We start from the raw sequence: 22,989 nt of genomic DNA, 5'->3' as shown, positions 1-22,989 counted from the left end.
GGAATGATCATACCATAATCCTTAGAATACTTCACTTTGTGTCTGTAACTCAACTGAAAAAAGGGGCAATTCGATGACATTTACTGACATTGCGCGGTTGCTTGCTTCCATCGAAGAGAAAACAGCCACTGCAAACTTAGATAATATCCGAAGAACGATGGCTTATCAAGCTTTTTATGAAAGGAATCCAGAGATAAAATGGGCATTCCTAGCTTCAATGGTTTCCAGAAACGCCGGCTGGAATATGACAGATCTGCAATTGGATATGTTTCAGAGCTTACTGTCAGCCCGTATAAGAAAACAGCTTTTCTCTCTTTATGAGCGTGCCAATTGGCTCATCTTCTCTGATGCATATCCTCAGCTGCTTTTATATGAAGCACATAAAAAAGGACAAATTGATATGGTTGAACATTTGCGTCATTTTCGTGTTTCTGTCTTTATGGAAGAAACATGGCAGCGTTACTTAAAAGAGGGTGACAAGAAGCAGCTGCTTTATTGCCTTATTATTAACGAACAGCATGTCATCGGATCTCCTGTCATAGTCCAGCCATTTTATAAAAATCACATCTTCAGCAGGTGGCCATATCAGCTGCAGGATTTATTCCGTCTGAATGCTGTATTTTTCCCGACATTGGATGGGAACTTATATGGACTGTATGCTCACCATTTTACAAGTGTGGACGAGCGTATAGAAATAGGGAAGAAGTTGAGTCAGCTCCTTTTTGATGAGCAGCTTCATCCCGCTTTTTTGCAGTTTGCCAAGTTAGCTCCTTATACGGGGTCTCGAGATGATTATGAACATTTTGGTCGGTTTAGAACTACAGGCAGTAGTCCGCTGCGGACTTGTTATCCAGTCATTTCACACGAAGATAATATTCGAAGAGATTGGTACAAATATGGGGGCATCAAACGAAGTTGGCTCATTTCTGCAAAAAAAAAGCGACACCAGCCGACTGGATCGGTCTTTTATTGGAAAAGGAAATTGATGAAAGTAGCCGCATTAATCAAGAAAAAAAGCAAAGCGGTCAATTGATCGCTTTGCTTTTTTTAACTTATGTGGAAGGACGATTTGGTCCATCAAGTTTTTTGTCGTACCCGTCACCTGCAGTGCGTGCTGTCGGTCGTTTCTGGTCAGTCGATGTCTTTCTTTCCTGCTTTTTCATCATTCACCCTCCTTTATAGTTAGGATGAGCGAAACAGCTCTTAATCATGCGAATGTGCCCGTATTTTTTGTTGTTTTGTCAGCTGTGCAGGAGAAGTCTTATCTTAGCAGAAACAGTAAAGAAAAAGGGGGCATACGGATGAACAAGCAAAATGGTGTAACCAAAGAAGAATTGCAGCTGGCTCTATTCCAGCTAGCTGGCGCATATCGGAAATTGGACCAAAGACTCACCGTACAGGCGAACCGTTCCAGGACGACACTAAAACAGCCTTTGATTGAACGCGTACTCCGAGCAGAGTCCCAGCTAGATAAAAAGCATGATAAATGGAACCATGAGCATGGTAAATTAGCCTGACTGCTTGTATAATAGAACGACACGATAAGCAGAGAAGGGGTTATATTGACAACACTACCGATATATAATAAGCAGCTATCCGATTTGATGGCCCAACTGAAAGAACGATTTCTTACGCATGAGCCGCCAAGTGATAAGCATGACAAAGCATTCTTCGAGATGGTGAAGAAAGAAACAGAACCTATGTATCAGCTGCTTCAAGAGTGGCATCAGGCTGCAGCGGACTTTGTCCAGCAGCGTGAGATAAGTGTGCATCCACAGCAGGTACAGTCTACAGAAGAAAATGTTCATTTAATCATCTTGCATAGCTATTACATAGACATCCGGTCCGAACGATATATGGATTATCATCAATCGATCGGCTACGTCATTCAATTGCTTGATGAAGATATGGACCGATTAGAAGCACACGACGGAGAGGAAGAAAAACAATGACGAAAGAAGAATTGATTAATTTAGCTAAAGAAGCAAGAGAGCGTGCATATATACCTTATTCTAAATTCGGAGTAGGTGCAGCAGTCTTGACTAAGGCAGGAAACGTTTATCAAGGATGTAATATTGAAAATGCAGCTTATCCTGTTACATGCTGTGCTGAACGAACTGCCATTTTCCAAGCTGTTGCGAATGGCGAAAGGGAGTTTGCTGAGATTGCTGTAGTAGCGAATACAGAACGTCCAGTTCCTCCATGTGGGTCGTGCCGACAAGTGATGGCTGAATTCTTCCCTCAGGACGCTGTCATCCACATTTCAAACATGAATGGCGTTTCGAAGACTGTGACGATGGAAGAGTTGCTTCCGTTTTCTTTCCAGCCAGAAGACCTTTTCTCTGACGAAAAAGCTGCTCAGTAAAAATTAATGTAAATTAAAGACCTAAAGTGTTTTTGTGCACTTTAGATCTTTTTTTATTATTAATTTATCGTTCGATAGGTTTTAAAATAAGGCGAACAGGGTATTGGGAACTATTCGGAATGGAGGTCTGACCGTTGACTAAGAAAAAAGTAGCAATCATCGGGGCTGGTCCTGGGGGTCTGACAGCAGGGATGCTGCTTGCAGCCAAAGGATACAACGTAGAAATATATGAAAAAAATGAAGTGATCGGCGGTAGGACTTCACGTTTGAAGCAAGGTGAGTTCCAATTTGACCTTGGTGCTACTTTCTTTATGATGCCTCAGCTTCTAGAAGAGCTTTTTGAGGAAGCAGGCCGCAATCTTAATGATTATGTGCAGCTGCATCGGCTGGATCCATTATATACGCTCCGGTTTGGAGACGTTACGTTCACACCGCGAGTCGACAAACAAGATATGCTGGATGAAATAGAAAGGGTCTTTCCCGGCGAAAGCCAAGGTTTTATTCAGTTCATGGAAAAAGAGGGAGAGAAGTTCGACCGAGTTGAAAAGCTTCTACGCCGACCTTTCGTACATAGACGCACTTATTTGAGCAAGGAGGTGCTGCACGCACTCCCAAAATTGGATATGTTCCAGACTGTATACAGTAAGCTTTCTACATATTTTAATGATGAACGCTTGAAATATGCGTTTACTTTCCAAGCAAAATACTTAGGAATGTCTCCTTGGAAGTGCCCAGGAACGTTCACGATACTTTCGTATCTTGAACATAAATTCGGTTTGTACCATCCGATTGGAGGCGTCAACCGAATATGCGAAGCGATGAGACAAGTGATTGAGGAATATGGGGGCGTGGTTCATACTGGAAAACCTGTCGCCCAGATTCTTACAGAAGGCAAGCAGGCCACAGGTCTGCTTCTGGAAAATGGACTTCAAGTTCAAGCTGATGAAGTTATTATTAACGCGGATTATAGCTATAGCGTACAGCATCTGTTCGAAGATAAATGGAAAAAGAAATTCCAGAAGAAAATGGAGAACAAAAAATATTCGTGTTCGACATATATGCTTTATCTAGGTTTAAAGCAAGAAGTTGATCTTCCGCACCACATGGTTGTCTTTGCTGATGATTACAAAAAGAATGTAGAGGAGATGACAGAACAGTTCGTCCTTTCTGAGGATCCTTCTGTTTACATTCATTATCCAACAAAACTTGACCCAACGACAGCTCCTGCTGGGAAGTCTACAGTATATTTACTAATGCCGGTGCCGAATACAGAGGCTGACATTGATTGGGAGGCAGCAAGTCCTCATACTCGTCAGAAAATGCTTGATATTCTTTCACGTGAAACAGGTATTGAGAATATCGAGGATCTAATTGAAACAGAGCACCGTATTACTCCGTCAGATTGGGAAGCAATGAACATTCAGCACGGGGCAGTATTTAATCTTGCGCATTCATTAGATCAGATGATGTACAACCGACCACATAACCAAGTGAAAGAGCTCTCCCATTGTTATCTTGTTGGTGGAGGAACACATCCTGGCAGCGGCCTGCCGACTATTTTTCAATCAGCAAAGATCAGTGCTGATCTAGTTGAGAAAAACAATGGAGTTAAAACTTATCAATCGATAAAATCATCTCAAGAGAAGGTGACGATGTGAAGACGGCTATAATCGGTTCAGGTATTGGAGGTCTTACAGCTGCATTGCTTCTTGAAAAACAAGGACATCAAGTTACCGTCTTTGAACAGCAAGCGAATCCAGGGGGACGCATGCAATACGAAACAGAAGGTGAGTTTCGTATTGATCAAGGCCCGACAATTGTCCTCTTGCCCGATATGATTCGCAATGTACTGGATGCATGTGCTATTCCGCAGAAAGATCTCGAGCTTATCAAATGCGATCCGCTTTACAAAATTCATTATGCGGATGGCACTGCTTATACAAAATACTCTGATCCAGCAAAACAGAAAGAAGAATTGCTGGCAAAGTTTCCAAACCAAGAAGCGCAATATAATCAATTCATGCACGACATGGAAAACGTATACCGAGTTGGAGTGAGTCAGTTTTTGGAGCAAGGATTTTCTAACAGACTTCGTTTCTTTACGTCAAGCAACCTGCGCTTCCTTTATAAATCAAAAGCCTACCGTGACGTTCATAGCTTCATCAGTGATTATTTCACTGAACCGAAACTACAGGATGCATATGCACTGCAATCTTTGTATATAGGAGGTTCTCCTTATACGACACCTGCTATTTATGGTCTGATTTCTTATAGTGAGCATGCACACGGAATTTGGTATATCAAAGGCGGCTATGCTGGATTGATTGACACTTTGGTTTCTTATTGTAAAAAACGCGGAGTCACACTTCGATACAATGCAAAAGTTGATAAGATCCAGCAGGAGGGTAAAAGAGTTACCGGGATAGAGGTGGACGGAGTATCCGAGCCTTTTGATAATGTGGTGTACAACGGAGATTTTCCTGCCATTCATTCGTTACTTGGTGATAAAAAAGCTAAAAAGAAAAAGCAGCCCGCAGCTTCTAGCGGCTGTCTGCTCATTTATGCTGGCACCAATCGGACATGGGAAGAACTTCAAACGCATCAATTTGTACTCCCGGAACAATTTCAGCAAAATATGGAAGCAATTTTTGAATCCCGGACTATTCCAGAAGATCCCTCATTCTACGTATTCAACCCTAGTTCAATTGATCAAACCTGTGCTACTGCTGGAAAATCGGCTTTATATTTCCTTGTTCCTGTTCCATCTGGCGACCATATCAACTGGGAACAGCAGCAAGATCTGCTCGTTGAACGCGTTCTCCATAAAGCAGAGAAGACGCTTCTGCCAGGATTAATGGAATCAATCGAATGGATGAAGGTGAGGACACCAGCGGATGCCAGCCAAGCTGGATTGTATCAAGGAGGAAGCTTTGGAATTGCTCCCAATTTGCTGCAATCTGGAGGCTTTCGCCCGCAGAACAAACCGTTTGGCATTGATGGGCTTTATGCTGTCGGCGCATCTGTTCATCCTGGCGGAGGTGTGCCAATCGTCATGCAAGGAGCAAAAAATTTAAGTGATCTAATAAAGAGTGAGGTGGGAGACTATGCTCAAGAAACCGTACGCAAAAGCGTGTGAAAAGGCGATGAAGCAGCATTCTGCGAGCTTTTATCAGGCATTTCGCGAGCTTCCTTCTCCGCGTAAGGAAGCTGTGTTCGTTATTTACACTTTCTGCCGGATGATTGATGACAGCATGGATGAACCTGAAAAGAGCGTGTATACCCTAGATGAGCTGGAGTGGAACTTTCAACACCTCAGTAAAGCTGAAGGACACTTTATCTGGCCTTCCCTTCGCTGGCTATTTGATACTTTTCCTAATTTGGAACCAGCTCCGTTCTTCACCCAGATCAAGGGCCAGCGTATGGATGAGAAACATACTCATTATGAGACATTTGAACAGTTGGAAGAGTACTGCTATCATGTAGCCGGATCTGTCGGAGAAATGCTGCTGCCAGTATTGCACGATTACCCTTCGGAAAAAATTGTACAAGCTGGAATCAAACTTGGAAAGGCGATGCAAATCGTCAATATCCTGCGGGATGTCGGCGAAGACTTGGAAAGGGGCCGACGTTATATTCCGTTATCCATTTTGTCGGCTTATGATTATTCAGAAGAAGCATTTTATGCTCAGGAATTATCCATGTCTTTCCGCCAGGTAATCGACGACCTGACAAATACGGCTAACAGGTGGTTTGAAGAAGGAATGGAAGGTCTGAATACGTATCCAGAATCGAGCGCATTCGCAATTACTTTGGCTAGCAGCTATTATGCAGCAATCATGGATGTAATCAAAGATAATAATTACGATGTGTTCCACAAGCGCGCTTATGTATCACAATCACGTAAACTTGCACTCTACCAAAAAGCTAAGAAAGCTAGGAAAAGGGAATCAATTACATGATGTACCGCATCTTTGCTGTTTGGTTGTTAATTGGGCTTTTGCTTCTGTTATTCTGGGAGCTTCCGGAATGGCTATATTTCGCAAATAGTATCTTTATGATTCTCTATACGGCAGCAGTGCTGGTAGAAAGTAAAACCTACTTTTTCAGCAATATAAAAATTAATAAGATTTTCGCTGTTCTGTTTATTATTGGAGCTACCACACTGTTAATTGAAGCACTAAGCGTTTACACTGGATTTCCCTTTGGTGAATACGAATACACGACGATGCTCGGCTACCATGTGTTAGGAGTACCTTTTACAATCGCCATTGCTTGGGTTGGGTTTATTATTAATAGCACTATGATCAGCACACAGAAAAATAAGTGGCTGCGAGCTTTAGAATCAGGTGTGTGGGTCGTATTTATCGATCTCATACTCGATCCTGTCGCATTAGCTTGGGATTTCTGGCAATGGGATAATGGCGGATTTTATTATGGGATTCCGGCAACGAATTTTATTACATGGTTTTTCCTTGCTGCCATTTTGTCATTGCTGCTGCCGTTGCAAAAGGGTACAAAACCGTCAGTCCAGTCATATCGATTATTGGAATTGATGTTTCTGTTTTTTGGTTTGCTGGCTCTAAAAAAAGGTTTCGTCCTTGTTGCTTGTTTGGCCGTTCTGTTCATTCTTCTTACAGAAGGGAGGAGAGTGCTTGATTCAAGCAGAAAAAAAGCGCTGGTTCATTAAACTTTTCACCGCTTATCAACGTTATCATTTACTTCCCCGAAACTTTGAGCGAGTTGAAGCTACCGGGCATGTCCAGGTATCAGAAAAACCAGCTATATATATTGCAAATCACAGCTCTTGGTGGGATGGTTTGTTAATTTTTCAAATTACGGAAAAGCATTTAAATGGTAATCATTATATGCTTATGGCACAAGAAGGACTGGAAAAATATCGCTTCTTTCGTAAGCTTGGTGCTTTCTCTATTGATAAAACAAGAATTCGCGATGTTGTCGCTTCCCTTCAGTATGCGAGACAGTTGCTGGAAGGAGGCAATAACGTGTGGCTCTTTCCACAGGGTCAGATTTTGCATCAAGACCAAAGGCCATATGTTTTTGAAACGGGAATAGGATATTTGCTGCATCAGATGCCGGTACCTGTTGTTCCGGTCACCTTGCATTATCATTTTGGAGAAGAAAAGAAGCCTATTGCATCATTGCACTTCGGTGAACCAATTCATGAGGACTGGGAAAGCATGACAAGGACCAGCGTGAGTTTGTATCTATCAAAACTTCTGGAAGAACAAGCAGACGTGCATAAACAAACGATCATAGGCGGGCAGCATATAGAGCCCCAGGAACAGATCAGCTAGAAGGGAGAAGTGTTTATGCTTGTACTTTTACTTATCATCAACCTCTTGCTTCTTCTTCAGCTGGTTTGGATTCTATATAACAGCACAGCTTTTCCGAAAAGCCCAGTAATAGAGAGTACACCGATTAAGCCATTAAGCATATTGATACCTGCACGTAATGAAGCAGATAATATTGGACGTCTACTTGAAAGCCTGATTTCCCAGCAGGACTACATAAAAGAAATACTTGTATTAGATGATCAATCCACAGATGGAACATCTTCTGTTGTACGTGAATATCAGTATAAGCTATCCAACTTAAAACTTTATCAAGGCAAGGAGCTTCCTTCAGGTTGGACCGGGAAAAACTATGCTTGTCAGCAACTAGGTGAGTACGCGGAAGGAGAATGGCTATTGTTTCTAGACGCGGATGTAACATTGGAAAAAAACGGACTAGCATTATTGCAGCCGTGTCTTGACGATAATTATCGTATGATATCCGCGTTTCCGAGACAGCGTGTTCATACCTTTCTCGAACGTATGCTTGTTCCGTTCATGATTTTCCTCGTTATTTGCCACTTACCAATCCGACAAGTAATGAAAACTCAAGATCCTAAATTTGCTGCTGCTCACGGCGCTTTTATCTGTATTCACAAGGAAAGTTATCAAAAGGCAGGCGGTCATGCTGCAATTAAATCAGCCATAGTGGATGATATGGAACTGATGCGTCTTATGAAGCGGTCTCAGTTTCCTGTCGCTTTGCTACGTGGTGAGAAGTTCGCTAGTATGCGAATGTACGAAACGAACCGATCTGTATGGTTAGGATTCCGAAAAAATATCTTCACGGGGACTGGAAGCAATATATACCTTACTTTGTTTATTTGTTTGTTATATGCACTAATGTATGTGTTACCGATTGTTTGCTTAGTTTCCGGATTGTTACTTGGAGACAAACAGATTGTGCTCACAGCAGCTATAGCTTATCTAATAGGAGTAATGATTAAGATTTTCATTGATCTTCAGGCAAAGACAAACTGGTATACGTCCTTTCTCTATCCTTTAGCTTGCAGCTGCTTCATATTGCTTGCTTTGGATGCAATACGGATTCATATGAAAAGAGAGGGATATGAATGGAAAGGCAGGAGATATTACGAATGAAAAAGGCTGTTATTATAGGAGGCGGATTAGGTGGTTTAACGACCAGTATTTACCTTGCACATGCTGGCTGGGATGTTAAAATACTCGAAAAGAACAAAACACTTGGCGGCAAGCTCCAACAAGTTAATAAAGATGGTTTTCACTTTGATCTTGGTCCCAGTACCATTACACTCAAACATATCTTTGAACAAGTATTCTACGATACAGGACGTGACAGCCGAGATTATTTGACCTTTTATCCAATCTCCCCAATCGGGAAGAATTTCTTTCCGGATGGAAATATTGTCGAACTGACACCAGATGTAGCGAGGATGCAGGAGCAGCTGGCCGTCTACAGCAAAGCTGATGCTAAAGCGTATCCTGCTTTCCTTGCTGAAAGCAGAAGGCTGTTTCAGATATCTGAGAAGGCATTTCTTCATAAACCACTCTTTCTCTGGGAGGAGAAGCTACAGCCCGAGCTCTTGCTCAACTTTGCCAAAATTCGTCCAATGCAATCATTTCAAACATTATTAAAACGGTACTTTCGACATCCAAATACATTACGCCTATTTGGCAGGTACGCGACATATATAGGATCATCTCCTTATCAGGCACCATCCATTTTCGCAATGCTTGCATTTTTGGAAGCGGGGGAAGGAGTTCATGGCATTAAAGGCGGCACATATAAACTTGTGGAAGCATTTGAAAAGCTTGCTGTGGAATTAGGAGTTATTATCGAAAAAGAAACTGATGTGACAAGTATACGGACAAGTAAAGGTGCTGTAACAGGGGTTACGACTACCAAAGGTGACTATGCTTGTGATACGCTTATCGGAAATGGAGATGCCATAAGCTTGTACAGCGGGCTGCTGGATGAGTCCGATAGACCGCATTTTTCTGATCATAAAATAAAGAAAGTAGAGCCTTCTTTGTCTGGCTTTACAATGCTTTTGGGTGTTAAAAAGCGCTACACTCAATTAGCTCACCATAATGTTTTCTTTCCTTCCGATTATCAAGCAGAATTCACGTCGATTTTCAAGAAACAACAATATATTAAGGAACCGACTCTTTATATTTGTTTTTCAGGAGCAAGTGAACCGGATCTTGCACCTGTAAACATGAGCAATTTGTTCGTGCTTGCAAACGCGCCGTATCTTACTGGTATCAACCAGCTGCAGGATAAAGAACGGTATAAAGAAAAACTTATACAGCAGCTTGAAGATAAAGGACTTACTGCTTTATCGGAATCAATTATCTATGAAGAACTTCAGACTCCAGCTGATTTAGCGGTACGCACCCGTGCTTTTCGGGGAGCAATATATGGGATGAGCTCGAATAATCTTCAGCAAGCCTTTTTCCGAATACCGAATAAAGATACATATATTAAAGGTCTTTGGTTTGCGGGTGGTTCGACTCACCCAGGCGGTGGCACACCAATGGTCACATTAAGCGGAAAATTGACAGCACAAGCAATATTACAGGGATAGGTTAGAGCCAGGGGGAAACAGGATGACAGACAGATCCATACATAACCGTAAGGATGAACATATACATATAACATTGAATGAACAGGTACAAGGAAAAGGTATCTCAACTGGATTCGAATCGTACCGATTTGAGCATCAGGCTCTTCCTGAAATTAGTTTCGATTCAATTGATACCAGCGCAACATTTCTAAAAAAACAAGTGAAAGTGCCTTTTCTGATCAGCAGTATGACAGGCGGCACGCCCCGTGCTCATGAAATTAACCGGAACTTAGCAAGTGCTGCCGAAGAAAAAGGCTGGGCACTTGGGCTTGGATCCAGTCGAGTGGCGCTGGAGAATAAGACGGCTGCCGCAAGCTTTCAGCTTCGGGAAGAAGCGCCGACCATTCCGATTTTTGCTAATATAGGTGCTGTCCAGCTGAATTATGGCTATGGATCTGAAGAATGCAGTCAAATTGTGCGTTTAACAGGTGCAGATGCCATTGTGCTGCATCTTAATAGCATGCAGGAAATTTTCCAGGATGAAGGAGATACAGACTTTAGCGGACTTTTGATTAAAATTGCCAAAGTGGCTGATGCATTATCTGTACCGGTCGGTATCAAAGAAGTAGGCTTTGGAATTGCTTCTGACACATGCAGTCTGCTAATTGAAGCAGGTGTACAATTCATTGATACAGCAGGTGCTGGTGGTACTTCTTGGATTGAGGTAGAGAAATATCGTTCTCAGAATTCTATAAAGCAAAGAGCTGCGTCAGCATTTCTTGATTGGGGTCTTCCGACAGCTAAATGCGTCGAACAGCTGAGCGGGTTGCCAAAACCTCCAGACTGCCTGATTGCCAGCGGAGGGATCACAAATGGCGTTGAGGCAGCTAAAGCAATAGCTTTAGGAGCTGACATGGCAGGATACGGGCGTTCCATTTTGCCTGAAGCCGTGGATTCGAAAGATGCATTGCTTGAACGATTCGAGCAGCTGGAACTTGAGCTGCGGATCAGCATGTTCGGAATTGGGGCTCAAAACTTGGAGGCATTAAAAAATACGGACAGGTTAATCAGTCAAAACGCCTGAAATATAGGTTTTTGTCATAGTACATGTTTTTTCGCCCTTTCATATGTTATAGAGAATCCAATACAGAAAGGGGAAAGAACATGCGTAAAAGACATTGCTGTCCTCCTCCGCGTCCAGTACACCCAGTACATTGTGGTCCAGTACATTGCGGAACGAAGACGATAGTCGATCCTGTTATCAACAATGTACAACACACTTACTCTGAAGAGGTAATTGAGCATATACACCCAGTTCATACAACAGTGGTGAACCATCATAAAGTGAAGAATGTCCACGCGTATCCGCATACGACTTCTTTTGCTAATGAAAAATCGGTGGAACAGACACACCTAAGCCCGACTCACAACAGCCCACCGAGACCGAATCCTTGCAAAGACTGCGGTCCAATGCCAATGCCGATGCCGGCTCCAGCACCTATGCCAATGCCGCAACAGGTTAGCCCGCAAATGTATCAGCCAATGCCTGAGCAGCCAAAACCGCAAATGGCACCAAAACCTAAACCAACGCAGAAAAAGTGGTACTAATAGTCCTATTAGAGCTGGCGTCAGCCAGCTCTTTTATGTTTAGATAGAAACAGTGAAAAGAAGAGGAGCGCATGTCCCTAATGAAGAATTTATACGTTACTGGATACAAGCACTACGAAATGGGAATCTTTAAAATGAGTGATCCTCGTGTGCATTATATCAAGCAAACAATACGGGACAAGCTGGTCGGTCTGATTGAAGCTGGATTGGAATGGGTGCTGCTGTCCGGACAGACGGGTGTAGAGCTGTGGGCAGCCCAGGTTGTACTTGATTTAAAGGAAGAAGAATATGATATCCAGCTTGCTGTTATCCCGCCTTTTGATAATCAAGATGCGCGCTGGTCCGAAGATCTGCAGGAAGAGTATCAGGAAGTGATCATGCTTGCTGATTTTTACCAGCCGATATATGAAGGTGACTATAAGGGACCTTACCAATTCAAGGCACGTGATAAATGGATGCTGTCTAAAACCGAGGCTGCACTTGTCATGTTTGACGAAAACCAGAAAGGCAGTGTCGATTTTTTCCTAAAAGAAGCACGCAGCCACCAAGAAGCGCATGATTATGGGCTCTACTATATAACTGCGCTGGATTTGCAGGACACACTGGAGCGGGAACAGATGAACGATCCTACTTATTGGGATCAGACATGAGAAGAAAATTGACAATTACGGATGATTTTGAAAGAATGGACTTATATACAATTGTATAAATGAGGTGACTTGTGTATGGCTTTGGCAAACATCCAACTGACACAAAAAGATATCTTTGAAAAGAATTTTAAAACAGGTATGCGTGGTTATAACCAAGATGAAGTCGATGAGTATTTGGATAAGATCATTCAGGATTATGAAACATTCCAAAAAGAAATCGATCGGCTGAAAAGCGAAAATGAACGTCTTAGACAGCAGCAGTCCTCAAATGACACAACCAGATCAACCAGATCTGTACAGCAGCCTAAAGAACAAGCTCCACAACCAGCTGCTCCTGTGCGCGAGCGAGAGACACAGATGAATCATCAAGTGAATTATGATATCCTTAAACGTCTATCCAATCTGGAAAAGGCCGTATTCGGAAAAAAATTCGCAGAGAATGATGTTTGACGCTGGGCGGTCTTGACTATTGACGTCGAACCGCGTACAATAGGTTAGCAACTTAAAAATGAATGTTTGAGTAATCGCTGCAGTGATGCAGAGGAAAGTCCATGCTCACACAAGCTGAGATGCTTGTAGTGTTCGTGCTTGGCGAATTCATAAGCCAAGGTAGCAGTAATGCTAACGGCAGGCAGAAAGCCTAAGTCTTCGGATATGGCTGACATGTCTTGAAAGTGCCACAGTGACGTAGTCAGCTTGGAAACCTGCTGAGTGGAACGAGGTAAACCCCACGAGTGAGCAACCCAAATGTTGGTAGGGGCACCCTTGATTATGGGAATTCAACCTAAAAAGGGACAAGCGCTGAGCTTGTAGATAGATGATTACTACCGTTGTACGAGGCTGACCACCGCTCGCAGTGCATCGGTACAGAACATGGCTTACAGAACATTCATTTGGTCCACTGTATACAACAAACAGCCCTTTCTAACTGGTTTCAGCTAGAGAGGGCTTTTTAATACATAAAAGCGAGGTTTTACATGATGAAAAGGCAAGTGACCCTGATTGCCACTGCTGCGATGGGATTGGAATCAGTTGTTGCACGTGAGGTGAAGCAGCTGGGCTATGAAGATGTACAAGTAGACAATGGCAGAGTAGTATTCCAAGCGGATCCTTCCGCTATTGTGCGCTGCAATCTTTGGCTGCGCACAGCTGATCGTATTAAAGTATTGGTCGGAGAATTCAAGGCAACTACTTTTGATGAACTCTTTGAACAAACAAAGGCATTGCCATGGGAAACGTACATACAGGAAAATGGTGAATTCCCGGTAATCGGAAAAAGCGTCAAATCGACGCTTTACAGTGTTCCGGATTGTCAGCGCATCGTAAAGAAGGCGGTAGTAGAAAGACTGAAACAGAAGCAGGGCATTGCTTCCTGGCTGGATGAGTCTGGTCCAAGACACCGGATTGAAGTGGCTATCTTGAAGGACACGGTCAGTTTGACACTGGACACAAGCGGTACAGGCTTGCATAAGCGCGGTTATCGTGTTGGGCAAGGTGAAGCACCGATCAAAGAAACACTTGCAGCCGCAATGGTGCTTTTGACGAATTGGCGTCCAGATTTTCCGCTTCATGATCCATTCTGCGGTAGTGGTACAATTGCCATCGAAGCCGCACTAATTGGTCAGAACATTGCTCCTGGATTCAACCGCGAATTTGATGCTGAAAACTGGCATTGGATAAAATCCGACCTATGGGAAAAAGCGCTGGAAGAAGCAGAGGATTTAGCTAATTATGATCAAGAACTTCATATTTCCGGTTCGGATATCGACCATAAAATGGTGGAAATTGCGAAGGCAAATAGTATTGAAGCGGGTCTTGGCGAATTGGTCAACTGGAGACAGATGCAGGTGGCGGATTGGAATCCAAAGCAGGATAATGGCTATATGATCTCGAATCCGCCATATGGGGAAAGATTGGGAGATCGCCCTGAGGTGGAAAAGGCCTATAAAGAGCTAGGTTCCATCATGAAGGATAACCCTTCTTGGAGCGGTTATATTTTAACATCTCATGAAGGCTTTGAAACTTTCTATGGCAAGCAGGCAACTAAGAAACGCAAGCTTTTCAATGGTTTTATCAAAACCGATTATTATCAGTATTTCGGTAAACATATCTGAAAAAGGGAGCGGATAGTATGTCAGATGCAACACAGCAATATTGGGACTTGATCAAGGAACAAAAAGCGTATGAAGAAGCAATTGCCCTCATGCATTGGGACTTGCGGACGAAAGCACCAAAAGCCGGTATGGAATATCGAGCTGAAGCGATTAGCTATTTATCACAGCAGTCGCATCGTCTATCCACATCTGACAAACTGAAAGAACTGATTGATGAACTTAAGCCGATCGCTGAGGACGAAATTCTGATCAAATCACTAGCAGAAAGTGAAAAAGAATACGATCGCAACAAGAAAATTCCTGAAGCGGAGTTTAAAGCATATATCATGCTACAATCCAAAGCTGAATCTGTTTGGGGAGAAGCTAGAGAGAAAGGTGATTTCAGTTTGCTCCAGCCTTATTTGGAGGAACTGGTCACCTATAAGAAGAAATTCGCTTCCTATTGGAATGCTGAACAGCATGCTTATGACGTTTTGTTGGATATGTATGAGCCTGGCGTGACGATGGAGACATTGGACGAAGTGTTCCCGGCATTACGCAATTCCCTTACAAATTTACTCGATCAAATCAAACAATCGAACGTCAAACCAGATACTAGTGTGCTCCAGACACATTTCTCCAAAGAACAGCAAAAAGCTTTCACAGTTTCTGTCCTGGAAAAAATGGGCTATGACTTTGAAGCGGGAAGACTGGACGATACAATTCACCCGTTTGAAATCACACTGAACCCGAAGGATGTCCGAATTACAACTCGCTACGATGAACAAGATTTCCGTATGGCTGTCTTCGGTACAATTCACGAAGGCGGACATGCGCTGTACGAACAGAACATAGCAGAAAAATTAGCGGCAACACCTTTAGCAAGCGGAACGAGCATGGGAATCCATGAATCTCAGTCTCTATTCTGGGAAAACTTTGTCGCACGTAGCGAAGCATTCTGGAAGGGCCATTTTGAGGAATTCAAAACGTATGCTCCTGCATCACTGCAAGAGATTGATTTTAACACCTTCTATCAGGCAGTGAATGAAGTAAAAGCATCATTCATCCGGATTGAGGCTGACGAATTGACATACGCTTTGCATATCATGATTCGTTATGAACTGGAAAAAGCATTATTCAAAGATGAAATTACGGTAAAAGATTTGCCTGAAATCTGGAATAGTAAGATGGAAGAGTACCTTGGTATTGTGCCTGAAAGTGATGCCCAAGGTGTTTTGCAGGATATCCACTGGTCAGGCGGGGACTTCGGTTATTTCCCATCATACGCACTAGGTTATATGTATGCAGCCCAGTTCCATGCTAAAATGCAGGAATCTTTGGATATAGATAATCTGATAGAAAAAGGCGACTTTTCCCCGATCAAAGCATGGTTAACGGACCAAATCCATCAATATGGAAAAGCTAAGAAGCCGTTGGAATTGCTGCAAGATGTAACGGGTGAAGGTTTGAATGCTAATTATCTTGTAAGCTATCTGACTGAGAAATACAGTAAAATCTATCAGCTATAAAAAAAACGATGCAGACTAGTCTGCATCGTTTTTCTTTAGCTTAATGCTGTTGCCATATTTGGCACTTGCAAGTCAGCGTCTTTATAGATTCCTTCCAAGTCAGACTGGAAAGTATCAAATTGTTTCTGAGCAGCATCGAAGTTTGGTTCAGTTTGAGAAGCATCGATTGCTTTGCTCACTTCCTCAAAATATGCTTTAAAGGATTCAAGTGAAGCAGTGAAAGCTTCTTTCTCTTCATCTGGAAGATTGCTTTCCAGTTTGTAGTCAGCAAGCTTTGCTGCACCTTCATCAGCTGCTTTTTTAGCAGCTTCAGCGGAAGTTTTAATAACATCCTCAGTTGAAGCATCATCAGCTAGAGCAGCTTGATAATCTGCAATTGGTGCATAATTAGGACTGAAATCCGCAGTAAAGTTCATTTGCGTATTAATCAGTTCCTTTTTGACATCAGTCGTTTCTGTTTTTTCTGAACCGCCGTCTGATTTACTTTGTGAATCAGCGTTGGAACAACCTGTTACAAAGATGGCTACGATAGCCGTTAACGCAAGCAAATACATAAGCTTTTTCACGCTAACATCCCCTTTCTAATTAGCTTTTTTAGTTTAATGCTAACTTTTTGAATTGTAAATACTTAGGAGAAATGTTGCGCAAGTTTGAAAAATCTAATAAATTAAACAAAACGGAATTATCATAAAATCATTGAAACCGGAAACAAGAATGCTATAATTATAAGCGGATTCTGATAAAGGGGTTTTGCACGTTGACAAAACATAGCTTGGCCTATTTTCTAGATGATTTATGGGCAAAAGGGTTTAAACTGACTGATGAAGACATACAATTCATTTATTTTGGCAAAAATTATGCTAATGCACCTGATTGGAAAGTGATCTTTGCCGTACAAGTAACTTTGCGCTTTCAGCACGCCTTTGACGGCAGCTTCTACCTCAGTGTGCTGGATTTAATAGGAGAAGATAAGATACATACAAAAAAACAAGCAGAAGATCTGCTCTCGAGGAAAGGGTTCCAGCTTCAATATCATTGAGTCTGGCGAATCGCTTCCCGAGCAAGCTGATCTGCTGCTTTGTTTTGTTTTTCCGGTATCCATTTAATAAAGAAATGAGGGAACTGCCGGCTAAGCTGCATAATTTGTTCTAATAGCGGCTGGAATTCCTTGTTTTTTGTATATTCCTTGTCGATAGCTTGCACAGCCGATTGGGAATCCGAGCGCAAGGAGATGATATCGTCGGGGTGATCGCTCTGACATATTTCCAGTGCTTTGATGATGGCCCAAAACTCGGCATGATGATTTGTCATTATATCAAGCGGTATGCTGTATGACTGGCGCGCGCCATCTTTTATAATCACGATACCTGCGCCGCTTTGCCCTGGATTACCACTAGTGGCACCATCCGTATATACCTCGATCAATATCTTTGCCTCCTAATCGTTGATTTGCTTGTACATTCTTTTTGCTCCGTAAAGAAACGGTGTCGAGATAATGCTGACCACGAATTTCAACAAATATGTTGAGATGAAGATCTCAATCCATACTGACCATTCATATGTCCCTGCGAAGGCGATCGTACAGAAAACGAGCGTATCTAGCAGCTGACTGAGCATTGTGCTGCCATTGTTTCGCACCCAAAGATATTTATCATTTGGGAGCATTCTCTTAACGAGGGCATATAACCAGACATCCACATATTGACTGATGCCGTATGCAATCAAGCTTCCAAGTGCGACTCGCGGCAAGAATCCGAATATCGTGCTAAGGGATGAATTCGCAATGTCGCTTGGCGCCGGATCGAACACAAGAACAATCTGCATGATGATTGTCATAATGATCAGGGTAGAAAAGCCGAGACCCACTGCTTTTCTAGCGATTTTCTTACCATAATTCTCATTCAGTATATCTGAAGCCAAGAAAATGGTTCCATATATGATATTTCCCATTGTCGCTGTCAAACCGAACAGCTCAATCGTCTTCGTCACTTGTATATTCGCCAATACTGTAGCCATACCAACCCATACGAACAATCCAAGACGTCCGAACAGCCGATACATGATTAACAGCAGGACAAAATTTATAATTGCAAAGACAATCCAAAGTAAATCGTTATTCAATACTGCTCCTCCTAGAGAAAAAACTTTAGACAATGGAAGAGTATACGCGCTTTTCACAACGTATGCAACTTAGGACAGGGTATGTATACAGAAAAGCGACAACCCATTGGATTGCCGCTTAGAGTTATATTAGACTTTTTCTACGTTAGCTGCTTGAGGTCCTCTTTCGCCTTCGATTACTTCAAAGGATACTTCCTGACCTTCTTCAAGATTCTTGAAGCCTTCTTCCTGGATGGCGGAGTAATGTACAAACACATCGTTACCGTCCTCTACTTGAATGAATCCGTAACCTTTTTCAGCGTTGAACCACTTTACAATTCCGTTTGGCATATTCCTTATCCTCCTAAAGACGTTTCACAGAAAACGCATGTAATAATACAAAAAAGACGTGCATGAATTAAAAAAGGCAGTCTGCTAGAAGGGCGGAATTACTTAGCTCTTCTAACAAGCTGCCATTGTTCTTATTCCGCTCATCTTGTTTGCTTGACACAAATATAGCTCATTTTAAAATATGCGTCAAGTAGAGAAAAATGGCGCTTTGTTGGGAAAGTAATCGCTTTCTGAATGAATTGAAAGGCTGTATTTTGTCTTCTTTCTTGTCAATTTGCGACATTTTATGTTTTTTCATGACTGGCAATGCTCTTCGTTGATGGCTTGATGTGATTCTATTACAATATAATAAATCGTATGTTGTCGGAAGGAGGCGGAGGTTTGACAATTCAAATCGGTGTAACCGGGTGGGGAGATCACGATAAATTATACCCAGATGCAAAAGCTAGGCAGCAGAAATTGAAAACATATGCAACCCATTTTGATGTTGTCGAAGTAGATTCTTCCTTCTACGCCATTCAGTCTGTCAGTAATTATACAAAATGGGCAGAAGAAACACCTGATCATTTTTCGTTTATTATTAAAGCGCATCAAGACATGACTGGCCAGAGCCGGAAAAAGATGACGCGAGCAGAAGCGTCATCACTATTTGAACATTTTTTGGCATCAATTCAGCCCATAATAGAAGCAAATAAGCTAGCTGCGGTCCTTTTCCAGTTTCCTCCTTGGTTCCAGGTGGAAAAGACAAGCATCGATAGACTCCGTTTTATTCGTGAGCTGACAAAAGGGCTGCCGGTAGCGATTGAATTTCGTAATCAGTCCTGGTATGCAGAGGAATACAGAGACAAGACACTTCATCTGTTGCGTGAGCTAGAATTCATACATACAGTTTGCGATGAACCGCAGGCAGGGAGTGGTTCTGTGCCAGCAATTCCTGAAGCCACAAACGACCATCTGACGCTTGTGCGCTTCCACGGACGGAATGTACATGGCTGGAATCAAAACGGTCGCGATGATTGGCGAAAAGTCCGTTTTCTTTATCGATACAATTCGACTGAATTAAAAGAGTGGCGGGATACTGCATTGGAGTTAGAGCATTCCAGCACACGTGTCATTTTGCTATTTAATAATAATTCCGGCGGAGATGCCAGTGATAATGCCAAAGAAATGATGCAGCTACTTGGACAGAAGCTTCCGGATCCGCCGCCAGAACAACTGAACTTATTTGACTAGGAAGGGCGATGAATGATGGAACAGAAAAGACAATTAGAAGAAATGGAGCGTTATGCATATACCATATTTCGTAAAGATGCTACTGGGCACGATTTCTACCACATGAAACGGGTAGCTAAGATGGGACGGAAAATCGCGTTCGAAGAAGGTGCTGATCCGTTCCTGACAGAGGCAATTGGATGGATGCATGATATTGGTGACCATAAACTGTTTGATGAGCCGGCAGACGCTGTGGCTGAGGCACAAGGTTTTCTGCGGCGCATTGAATTGGAAGAGCATGTAATTCAGGATATCTTCCACGCATGCCGCAACATTTCCTTCAGTAAAGGGCGTACTCCTGATACATTGGAAGGAAAGATCATTCAGGATGCAGATCGTTTGGATGCAATAGGTGCTATCGGAATCGCTCGGACATTTGCATTTGGCGGAGCAGCCAGCCGCCTCATCCACTGGCCTAATGACCCCAAGCATTCGAGCATACAGCATTTTTATGATAAACTATTGAAATTGAAAGAAACACTGCATACAAAAACAGCATTGCGTATGGCTGAATCGAGACATGCTTACATGCAAGACTTCCTAAACCGATTTTTCGAGGAGTGGGAGATGCCGTGTGATGATATACGATAAAGGAATGATATATTATGACAACCTCTGAACAAGCATATTTGGATCTATGCAAATATGTTCTTGAAAATGGCACTAAAAAAGAAGATCGCACAGGCACTGGCACAGTTTCTGTTTTCGGCTACCAGATGCGCTTTGACCTGCAAAAAGGTTTTCCGTTGCTTACAACAAAAAAAGTCCCTTTCCGACTGATTGCAAGCGAACTGCTTTGGTTCCTTAAGGGCGATACAAATATTCGCTATTTGCTGCAGCACAACAATAACATCTGGAATGAATGGGCGTTTAAAAACTGGGTGGAAAGTGCAGCATATGACGGACCGGATATGACTGATTTTGGACGCCGTTCTCTGCAGGATGATAGCTTCCGAAAAACATACGAAACACAAATGGAGCGATTCAAGCAGCTGATTCTAACTGATGATAGCTTTAGCGAACGTTTTGGCCATCTTGGAGACGTGTATGGAAAACAGTGGCGAAACTGGAAAACAACACAAGGCGAAAGCATCGATCAATTGAAAGACATAATTGAAACGATCAAGAAAAATCCAGACTCCAGAAGATTGATAGTTTCCGCGTGGAATCCGGAAGATGTACCATCGATGGCCCTGCCGCCTTGTCATACGATGTTCCAATTCTATGTAGCAAACAATAAACTTTCTTGCCAGCTTTATCAGCGCAGCGGCGACATTTTCCTTGGTATCCCGTTTAATATTGCCAGCTATAGTTTGCTGACGCATATGATCGCCAAAGAATGCGGATTGGAAGTCGGGGAATTCATCCATACAATTGGAGACGCGCATTTATATACGAATCATCTTGAGCAAGTTGAAACCCAGCTAAGCCGTACACCAAAAGCATTGCCAACATTACAGATTAAAGACAGCTTGCATTCTGTTTTCGATGCTTCCATGGACGACTTGGAAATCATCGGGTATGAACCGCATCCTGCTATTAAAGCGCCAGTTGCTGTATAAGGAGGGACAAGTATGATTTCATTATTATTTGCAATGGATCAGAACCGAGGTATCGGATATAAAAATGACCTTCCATGGAGACTTCCGCGTGATCTGCGATTCTTCAAAGAAAAGACGACTGGTCAAATCATCGTTATGGGAAGGAAGACGCTCGATTCGATGAATGGTGCTCTGCCGAATCGGACGAATGTTGTGCTTACGAGAGATAAAGCGTTCCAAGCAGAAAATATTACTACTTTGCATGATGTGAAAGAAATAAAAGATTTGGCGGACAAGTACTCTGAAAAAGAAATCCTTGTTATCGGTGGAAGTGAGATTTTTTCACAGACATTGGATATCGCCGATCGTATTTATATGACGTATATAGAGGAAAGCTTTCCAGCAGATACGCACTTCCCAGACTTTCCATTGAAAGAGTGGAATGAAACATCACGTGAGAAAGGCGTCAAAGACGAACGGAATCCATACGATTATTATTTCATCCAATATGATCGGGTAAGGCAGTAAATGCTGTATGTATTTTTGCCGCCTGTTTTTTTCTTCTTACTTATAGTGCTGACAATTTATTATCCGGTGTGGAGGAAGAAGAGCGAAGTACAACCGAGAGAAGGTGAATAAATGCGTTCTTTTTATCATTTTATGATGACATACCGAGGACGAAAGAAACCAACGGATGAGAGCCAGCTTGCTGACTGGATGTTTGGAGATCATAATTTCCCAAAACATAGCTCATCTTACGACGAAATCAGCGAATACTTGGAATGGAACAGTCCTTTCCATGGAGCACTGCAGGTTTTTGATCGTCTATGGAGAACTTATGAAGCAACAGAATAACTAATTATTATGCCTGTATCAGCAGATACAGGCATTTTTTGTACCATTTTCAGGTAAAATTTTGTCAAATGTCATTGAAAGTTCAGATATTTATTTATACTATGGAACTAATGCAAGGTGGTGTAATTTTATGGAAGCCGTCGGGCTCGCTTTAATAAGTATCATATTGGCATATCTGCTTGGCTCTCAAAATGGCGCCTATTATATGATGAAATGGAAGCATGGGATCGATATTCGTACGACTGGAAGCGGGAACGCAGGGGCAACGAATGCCGGAAGAGCAATGGGGAAGACAGGTTTCTTTTGGGTGCTTGTCTTCGATTTAGCTAAAGGAATGCTAGCTGTGCTGCTTATCCGCTGGAGCGGTCAGACTGAACTTGTTGCGGGCTTGGGTGTTATTGCAGCAGTAATGGGTCATATATTCCCCATTCAGCTCCGCTTTAAAGGTGGAAAAGGAATAGCAGTTTCCCTCGGGGCATTTGTCATTTACTCTTTTCAAGCAACGTTCCTGCTGCTTGCTGTTTTTCTATGTATCTATCTTTTCCTTAGAAGATTCAGCATCTCAGGTTTACTTGCTTATGCCTGTACAGCCGTGCTGCTTCCATTTTTACGATTGGACATGCTAACTATTGCTATTTACGTTGTAGTGACTGTCCTTATCCTGGCAGCCCATCATACGCATTTGAAAGCTGCTTGGAGCTATTTGCTATTACGTAATGAAAGGTGAC

29 protein-coding genes and 1 other RNA gene are annotated in these 22,989 nt (G+C 42.5%); 25 read left to right on the top strand and 5 right to left on the bottom strand.

Annotation, left to right across the window (positions count from 1 at the left end):
- The first annotated feature begins 73 nt into the window (after positions 1–73).
- Positions 74–1,033: a DUF2515 family protein gene (locus tag GZ22_RS07905; protein ID WP_038560845.1), complete on the top strand. Its 960-nt coding sequence runs from the start codon at positions 74–76 to the stop codon at positions 1,031–1,033.
- 19 nt (positions 1,034–1,052) lie between these two features.
- Here GZ22_RS07905 and GZ22_RS18765 read toward each other — a convergent pair whose 3' ends face one another.
- Positions 1,053–1,166, bottom strand: a complete 114-nt coding sequence (locus GZ22_RS18765) for a spore protein (protein WP_281176681.1) — start codon at positions 1,164–1,166, stop codon at positions 1,053–1,055.
- A gap of 135 nt (positions 1,167–1,301) precedes the next feature.
- Here GZ22_RS18765 and GZ22_RS07900 point away from each other — a divergent pair, with 135 nt between their 5' ends.
- The 17 genes from GZ22_RS07900 (at position 1,302) to GZ22_RS07825 (ending at position 16,142) form a co-directional block, all read left to right on the top strand.
- Positions 1,302–1,517, top strand: a complete 216-nt coding sequence (locus GZ22_RS07900) for a hypothetical protein (protein ID WP_038560843.1) — start codon at positions 1,302–1,304, stop codon at positions 1,515–1,517.
- A gap of 45 nt (positions 1,518–1,562) precedes the next feature.
- The gene (locus GZ22_RS07895) at positions 1,563–1,952 is read left to right on the top strand and encodes a DUF1798 family protein (protein WP_245609708.1); all 390 of its coding nucleotides are present in this window, start codon (positions 1,563–1,565) and stop codon (positions 1,950–1,952) included.
- Positions 1,949–2,365, top strand: coding sequence for a cytidine deaminase (locus GZ22_RS07890; protein ID WP_038560842.1), 417 nt, complete (start codon positions 1,949–1,951; stop codon positions 2,363–2,365). The genes GZ22_RS07895 and GZ22_RS07890 overlap by 4 nt, the downstream gene beginning before the upstream one ends.
- Positions 2,366–2,499: 134 nt before the next feature.
- On the top strand, positions 2,500–4,023 hold the full coding sequence (locus GZ22_RS07885) for a phytoene desaturase family protein (protein ID WP_038560840.1): 1,524 nt from the start codon (positions 2,500–2,502) through the stop codon (positions 4,021–4,023).
- The gene (locus GZ22_RS07880; protein WP_038560839.1) at positions 4,020–5,501 is read left to right on the top strand and encodes a phytoene desaturase family protein; all 1,482 of its coding nucleotides are present in this window, start codon (positions 4,020–4,022) and stop codon (positions 5,499–5,501) included. Before GZ22_RS07885 ends, GZ22_RS07880 begins: the two co-directional genes overlap by 4 nt.
- Positions 5,470–6,324 (top strand): phytoene/squalene synthase family protein, encoded by an 855-nt coding sequence (locus GZ22_RS07875; RefSeq protein ID WP_051748126.1) that lies wholly within the window; start codon positions 5,470–5,472, stop codon positions 6,322–6,324. The genes GZ22_RS07880 and GZ22_RS07875 overlap by 32 nt, the downstream gene beginning before the upstream one ends.
- On the top strand, positions 6,321–7,052 hold the full coding sequence (locus tag GZ22_RS07870; protein WP_051748124.1) for a carotenoid biosynthesis protein: 732 nt from the start codon (positions 6,321–6,323) through the stop codon (positions 7,050–7,052). Before GZ22_RS07875 ends, GZ22_RS07870 begins: the two co-directional genes overlap by 4 nt.
- The gene (locus tag GZ22_RS07865; protein ID WP_051748123.1) at positions 7,018–7,680 is read left to right on the top strand and encodes a lysophospholipid acyltransferase family protein; all 663 of its coding nucleotides are present in this window, start codon (positions 7,018–7,020) and stop codon (positions 7,678–7,680) included. The genes GZ22_RS07870 and GZ22_RS07865 overlap by 35 nt, the downstream gene beginning before the upstream one ends.
- Positions 7,681–7,695: 15 nt before the next feature.
- Positions 7,696–8,817: a glycosyltransferase family 2 protein gene (locus GZ22_RS07860; RefSeq protein WP_038560837.1), complete on the top strand. Its 1,122-nt coding sequence runs from the start codon at positions 7,696–7,698 to the stop codon at positions 8,815–8,817.
- The gene (locus GZ22_RS07855; protein WP_038560835.1) at positions 8,814–10,283 is read left to right on the top strand and encodes a phytoene desaturase family protein; all 1,470 of its coding nucleotides are present in this window, start codon (positions 8,814–8,816) and stop codon (positions 10,281–10,283) included. Before GZ22_RS07860 ends, GZ22_RS07855 begins: the two co-directional genes overlap by 4 nt.
- A 22-nt stretch (positions 10,284–10,305) precedes the next feature.
- Positions 10,306–11,346: a type 2 isopentenyl-diphosphate Delta-isomerase gene (gene fni, locus GZ22_RS07850; protein WP_038560833.1), complete on the top strand. Its 1,041-nt coding sequence runs from the start codon at positions 10,306–10,308 to the stop codon at positions 11,344–11,346.
- A gap of 80 nt (positions 11,347–11,426) precedes the next feature.
- On the top strand, positions 11,427–11,870 hold the full coding sequence (locus tag GZ22_RS18005; protein ID WP_051748121.1) for a CotD family spore coat protein: 444 nt from the start codon (positions 11,427–11,429) through the stop codon (positions 11,868–11,870).
- 80 nt (positions 11,871–11,950) lie between these two features.
- Positions 11,951–12,520, top strand: coding sequence for an SLOG family protein (locus GZ22_RS07840; protein ID WP_038560832.1), 570 nt, complete (start codon positions 11,951–11,953; stop codon positions 12,518–12,520).
- A gap of 75 nt (positions 12,521–12,595) precedes the next feature.
- A complete protein-coding gene (gene gpsB / locus GZ22_RS07835) occupies positions 12,596–12,970 on the top strand; it encodes a cell division regulator GpsB (RefSeq protein ID WP_038560830.1) in 375 nt (124 codons plus the stop codon).
- 62 nt (positions 12,971–13,032) lie between these two features.
- An RNA gene (gene rnpB, locus GZ22_RS18230) (RNase P RNA component class B) lies at positions 13,033–13,406 on the top strand.
- Positions 13,407–13,500: 94 nt separating this feature from the next.
- Positions 13,501–14,634, top strand: coding sequence for a THUMP domain-containing class I SAM-dependent RNA methyltransferase (locus GZ22_RS07830; protein ID WP_038565781.1), 1,134 nt, complete (start codon positions 13,501–13,503; stop codon positions 14,632–14,634).
- A 17-nt stretch (positions 14,635–14,651) separates the two neighbouring features.
- Positions 14,652–16,142 (top strand): carboxypeptidase M32, encoded by a 1,491-nt coding sequence (locus GZ22_RS07825; RefSeq protein ID WP_038560828.1) that lies wholly within the window; start codon positions 14,652–14,654, stop codon positions 16,140–16,142.
- A 35-nt stretch (positions 16,143–16,177) separates the two neighbouring features.
- Here GZ22_RS07825 and GZ22_RS07820 read toward each other — a convergent pair whose 3' ends face one another.
- On the bottom strand, positions 16,178–16,708 hold the full coding sequence (locus GZ22_RS07820; RefSeq protein WP_038560827.1) for a hypothetical protein: 531 nt from the start codon (positions 16,706–16,708) through the stop codon (positions 16,178–16,180).
- 191 nt (positions 16,709–16,899) lie between these two features.
- On the opposite strand from GZ22_RS07820, the gene GZ22_RS07815 reads away from it, so the two are divergent.
- The gene (locus GZ22_RS07815; RefSeq protein ID WP_038560825.1) at positions 16,900–17,181 is read left to right on the top strand and encodes a DUF6123 family protein; all 282 of its coding nucleotides are present in this window, start codon (positions 16,900–16,902) and stop codon (positions 17,179–17,181) included.
- Here the strand turns inward: GZ22_RS07815 and GZ22_RS07810 are convergent.
- The 3 genes from GZ22_RS07810 to GZ22_RS07800 form a co-directional block, all read right to left on the bottom strand.
- Positions 17,175–17,567 (bottom strand): ribonuclease HI family protein, encoded by a 393-nt coding sequence (locus tag GZ22_RS07810; RefSeq protein ID WP_038560823.1) that lies wholly within the window; start codon positions 17,565–17,567, stop codon positions 17,175–17,177. The two genes, GZ22_RS07815 and GZ22_RS07810, sit on opposite strands and share 7 nt — an antisense overlap.
- A gap of 12 nt (positions 17,568–17,579) precedes the next feature.
- A complete protein-coding gene (locus tag GZ22_RS07805) occupies positions 17,580–18,263 on the bottom strand; it encodes a queuosine precursor transporter (RefSeq protein ID WP_038560822.1) in 684 nt (227 codons plus the stop codon).
- A 129-nt stretch (positions 18,264–18,392) separates the two neighbouring features.
- The gene (locus tag GZ22_RS07800) at positions 18,393–18,593 is read right to left on the bottom strand and encodes a cold-shock protein (protein ID WP_038560820.1); all 201 of its coding nucleotides are present in this window, start codon (positions 18,591–18,593) and stop codon (positions 18,393–18,395) included.
- Between the two features lie 357 nt (positions 18,594–18,950).
- Here GZ22_RS07800 and GZ22_RS07795 point away from each other — a divergent pair, with 357 nt between their 5' ends.
- The 6 genes from GZ22_RS07795 to plsY all read left to right on the top strand — a co-directional run bounded on the left by GZ22_RS07795 (position 18,951) and on the right by plsY (position 22,988).
- On the top strand, positions 18,951–19,826 hold the full coding sequence (locus tag GZ22_RS07795; protein ID WP_038560819.1) for a DUF72 domain-containing protein: 876 nt from the start codon (positions 18,951–18,953) through the stop codon (positions 19,824–19,826).
- Positions 19,827–19,838: 12 nt separating this feature from the next.
- On the top strand, positions 19,839–20,456 hold the full coding sequence (locus GZ22_RS07790) for an HD domain-containing protein (protein WP_038560817.1): 618 nt from the start codon (positions 19,839–19,841) through the stop codon (positions 20,454–20,456).
- A gap of 14 nt (positions 20,457–20,470) precedes the next feature.
- Positions 20,471–21,427, top strand: a complete 957-nt coding sequence (locus GZ22_RS07785; RefSeq protein WP_038560815.1) for a thymidylate synthase — start codon at positions 20,471–20,473, stop codon at positions 21,425–21,427.
- Between the two features lie 12 nt (positions 21,428–21,439).
- Positions 21,440–21,934, top strand: a complete 495-nt coding sequence (locus tag GZ22_RS07780; protein WP_038560813.1) for a dihydrofolate reductase — start codon at positions 21,440–21,442, stop codon at positions 21,932–21,934.
- 111 nt (positions 21,935–22,045) lie between these two features.
- Positions 22,046–22,261 carry a YozE family protein gene (locus GZ22_RS07775; protein ID WP_038560811.1) on the top strand — a complete coding sequence of 72 codons (216 nt, stop codon included), beginning with the start codon at positions 22,046–22,048 and terminating at the stop codon, positions 22,259–22,261.
- A gap of 130 nt (positions 22,262–22,391) precedes the next feature.
- Positions 22,392–22,988 (top strand): glycerol-3-phosphate 1-O-acyltransferase PlsY, encoded by a 597-nt coding sequence (gene plsY / locus GZ22_RS07770; RefSeq protein WP_051748119.1) that lies wholly within the window; start codon positions 22,392–22,394, stop codon positions 22,986–22,988.
- The last annotated feature ends 1 nt before the right edge of the window (position 22,989 follow it).

It is taken from the genome of Terribacillus saccharophilus, assembly GCF_000725365.1.
In the GTDB taxonomy this organism is placed as follows: domain Bacteria; phylum Bacillota; class Bacilli; order Bacillales; family Amphibacillaceae; genus Terribacillus; species Terribacillus saccharophilus.
The sequence above is the reverse complement of the archived record's forward strand: the minus strand, read 5'-3'. Positions and strand labels throughout refer to the sequence as shown.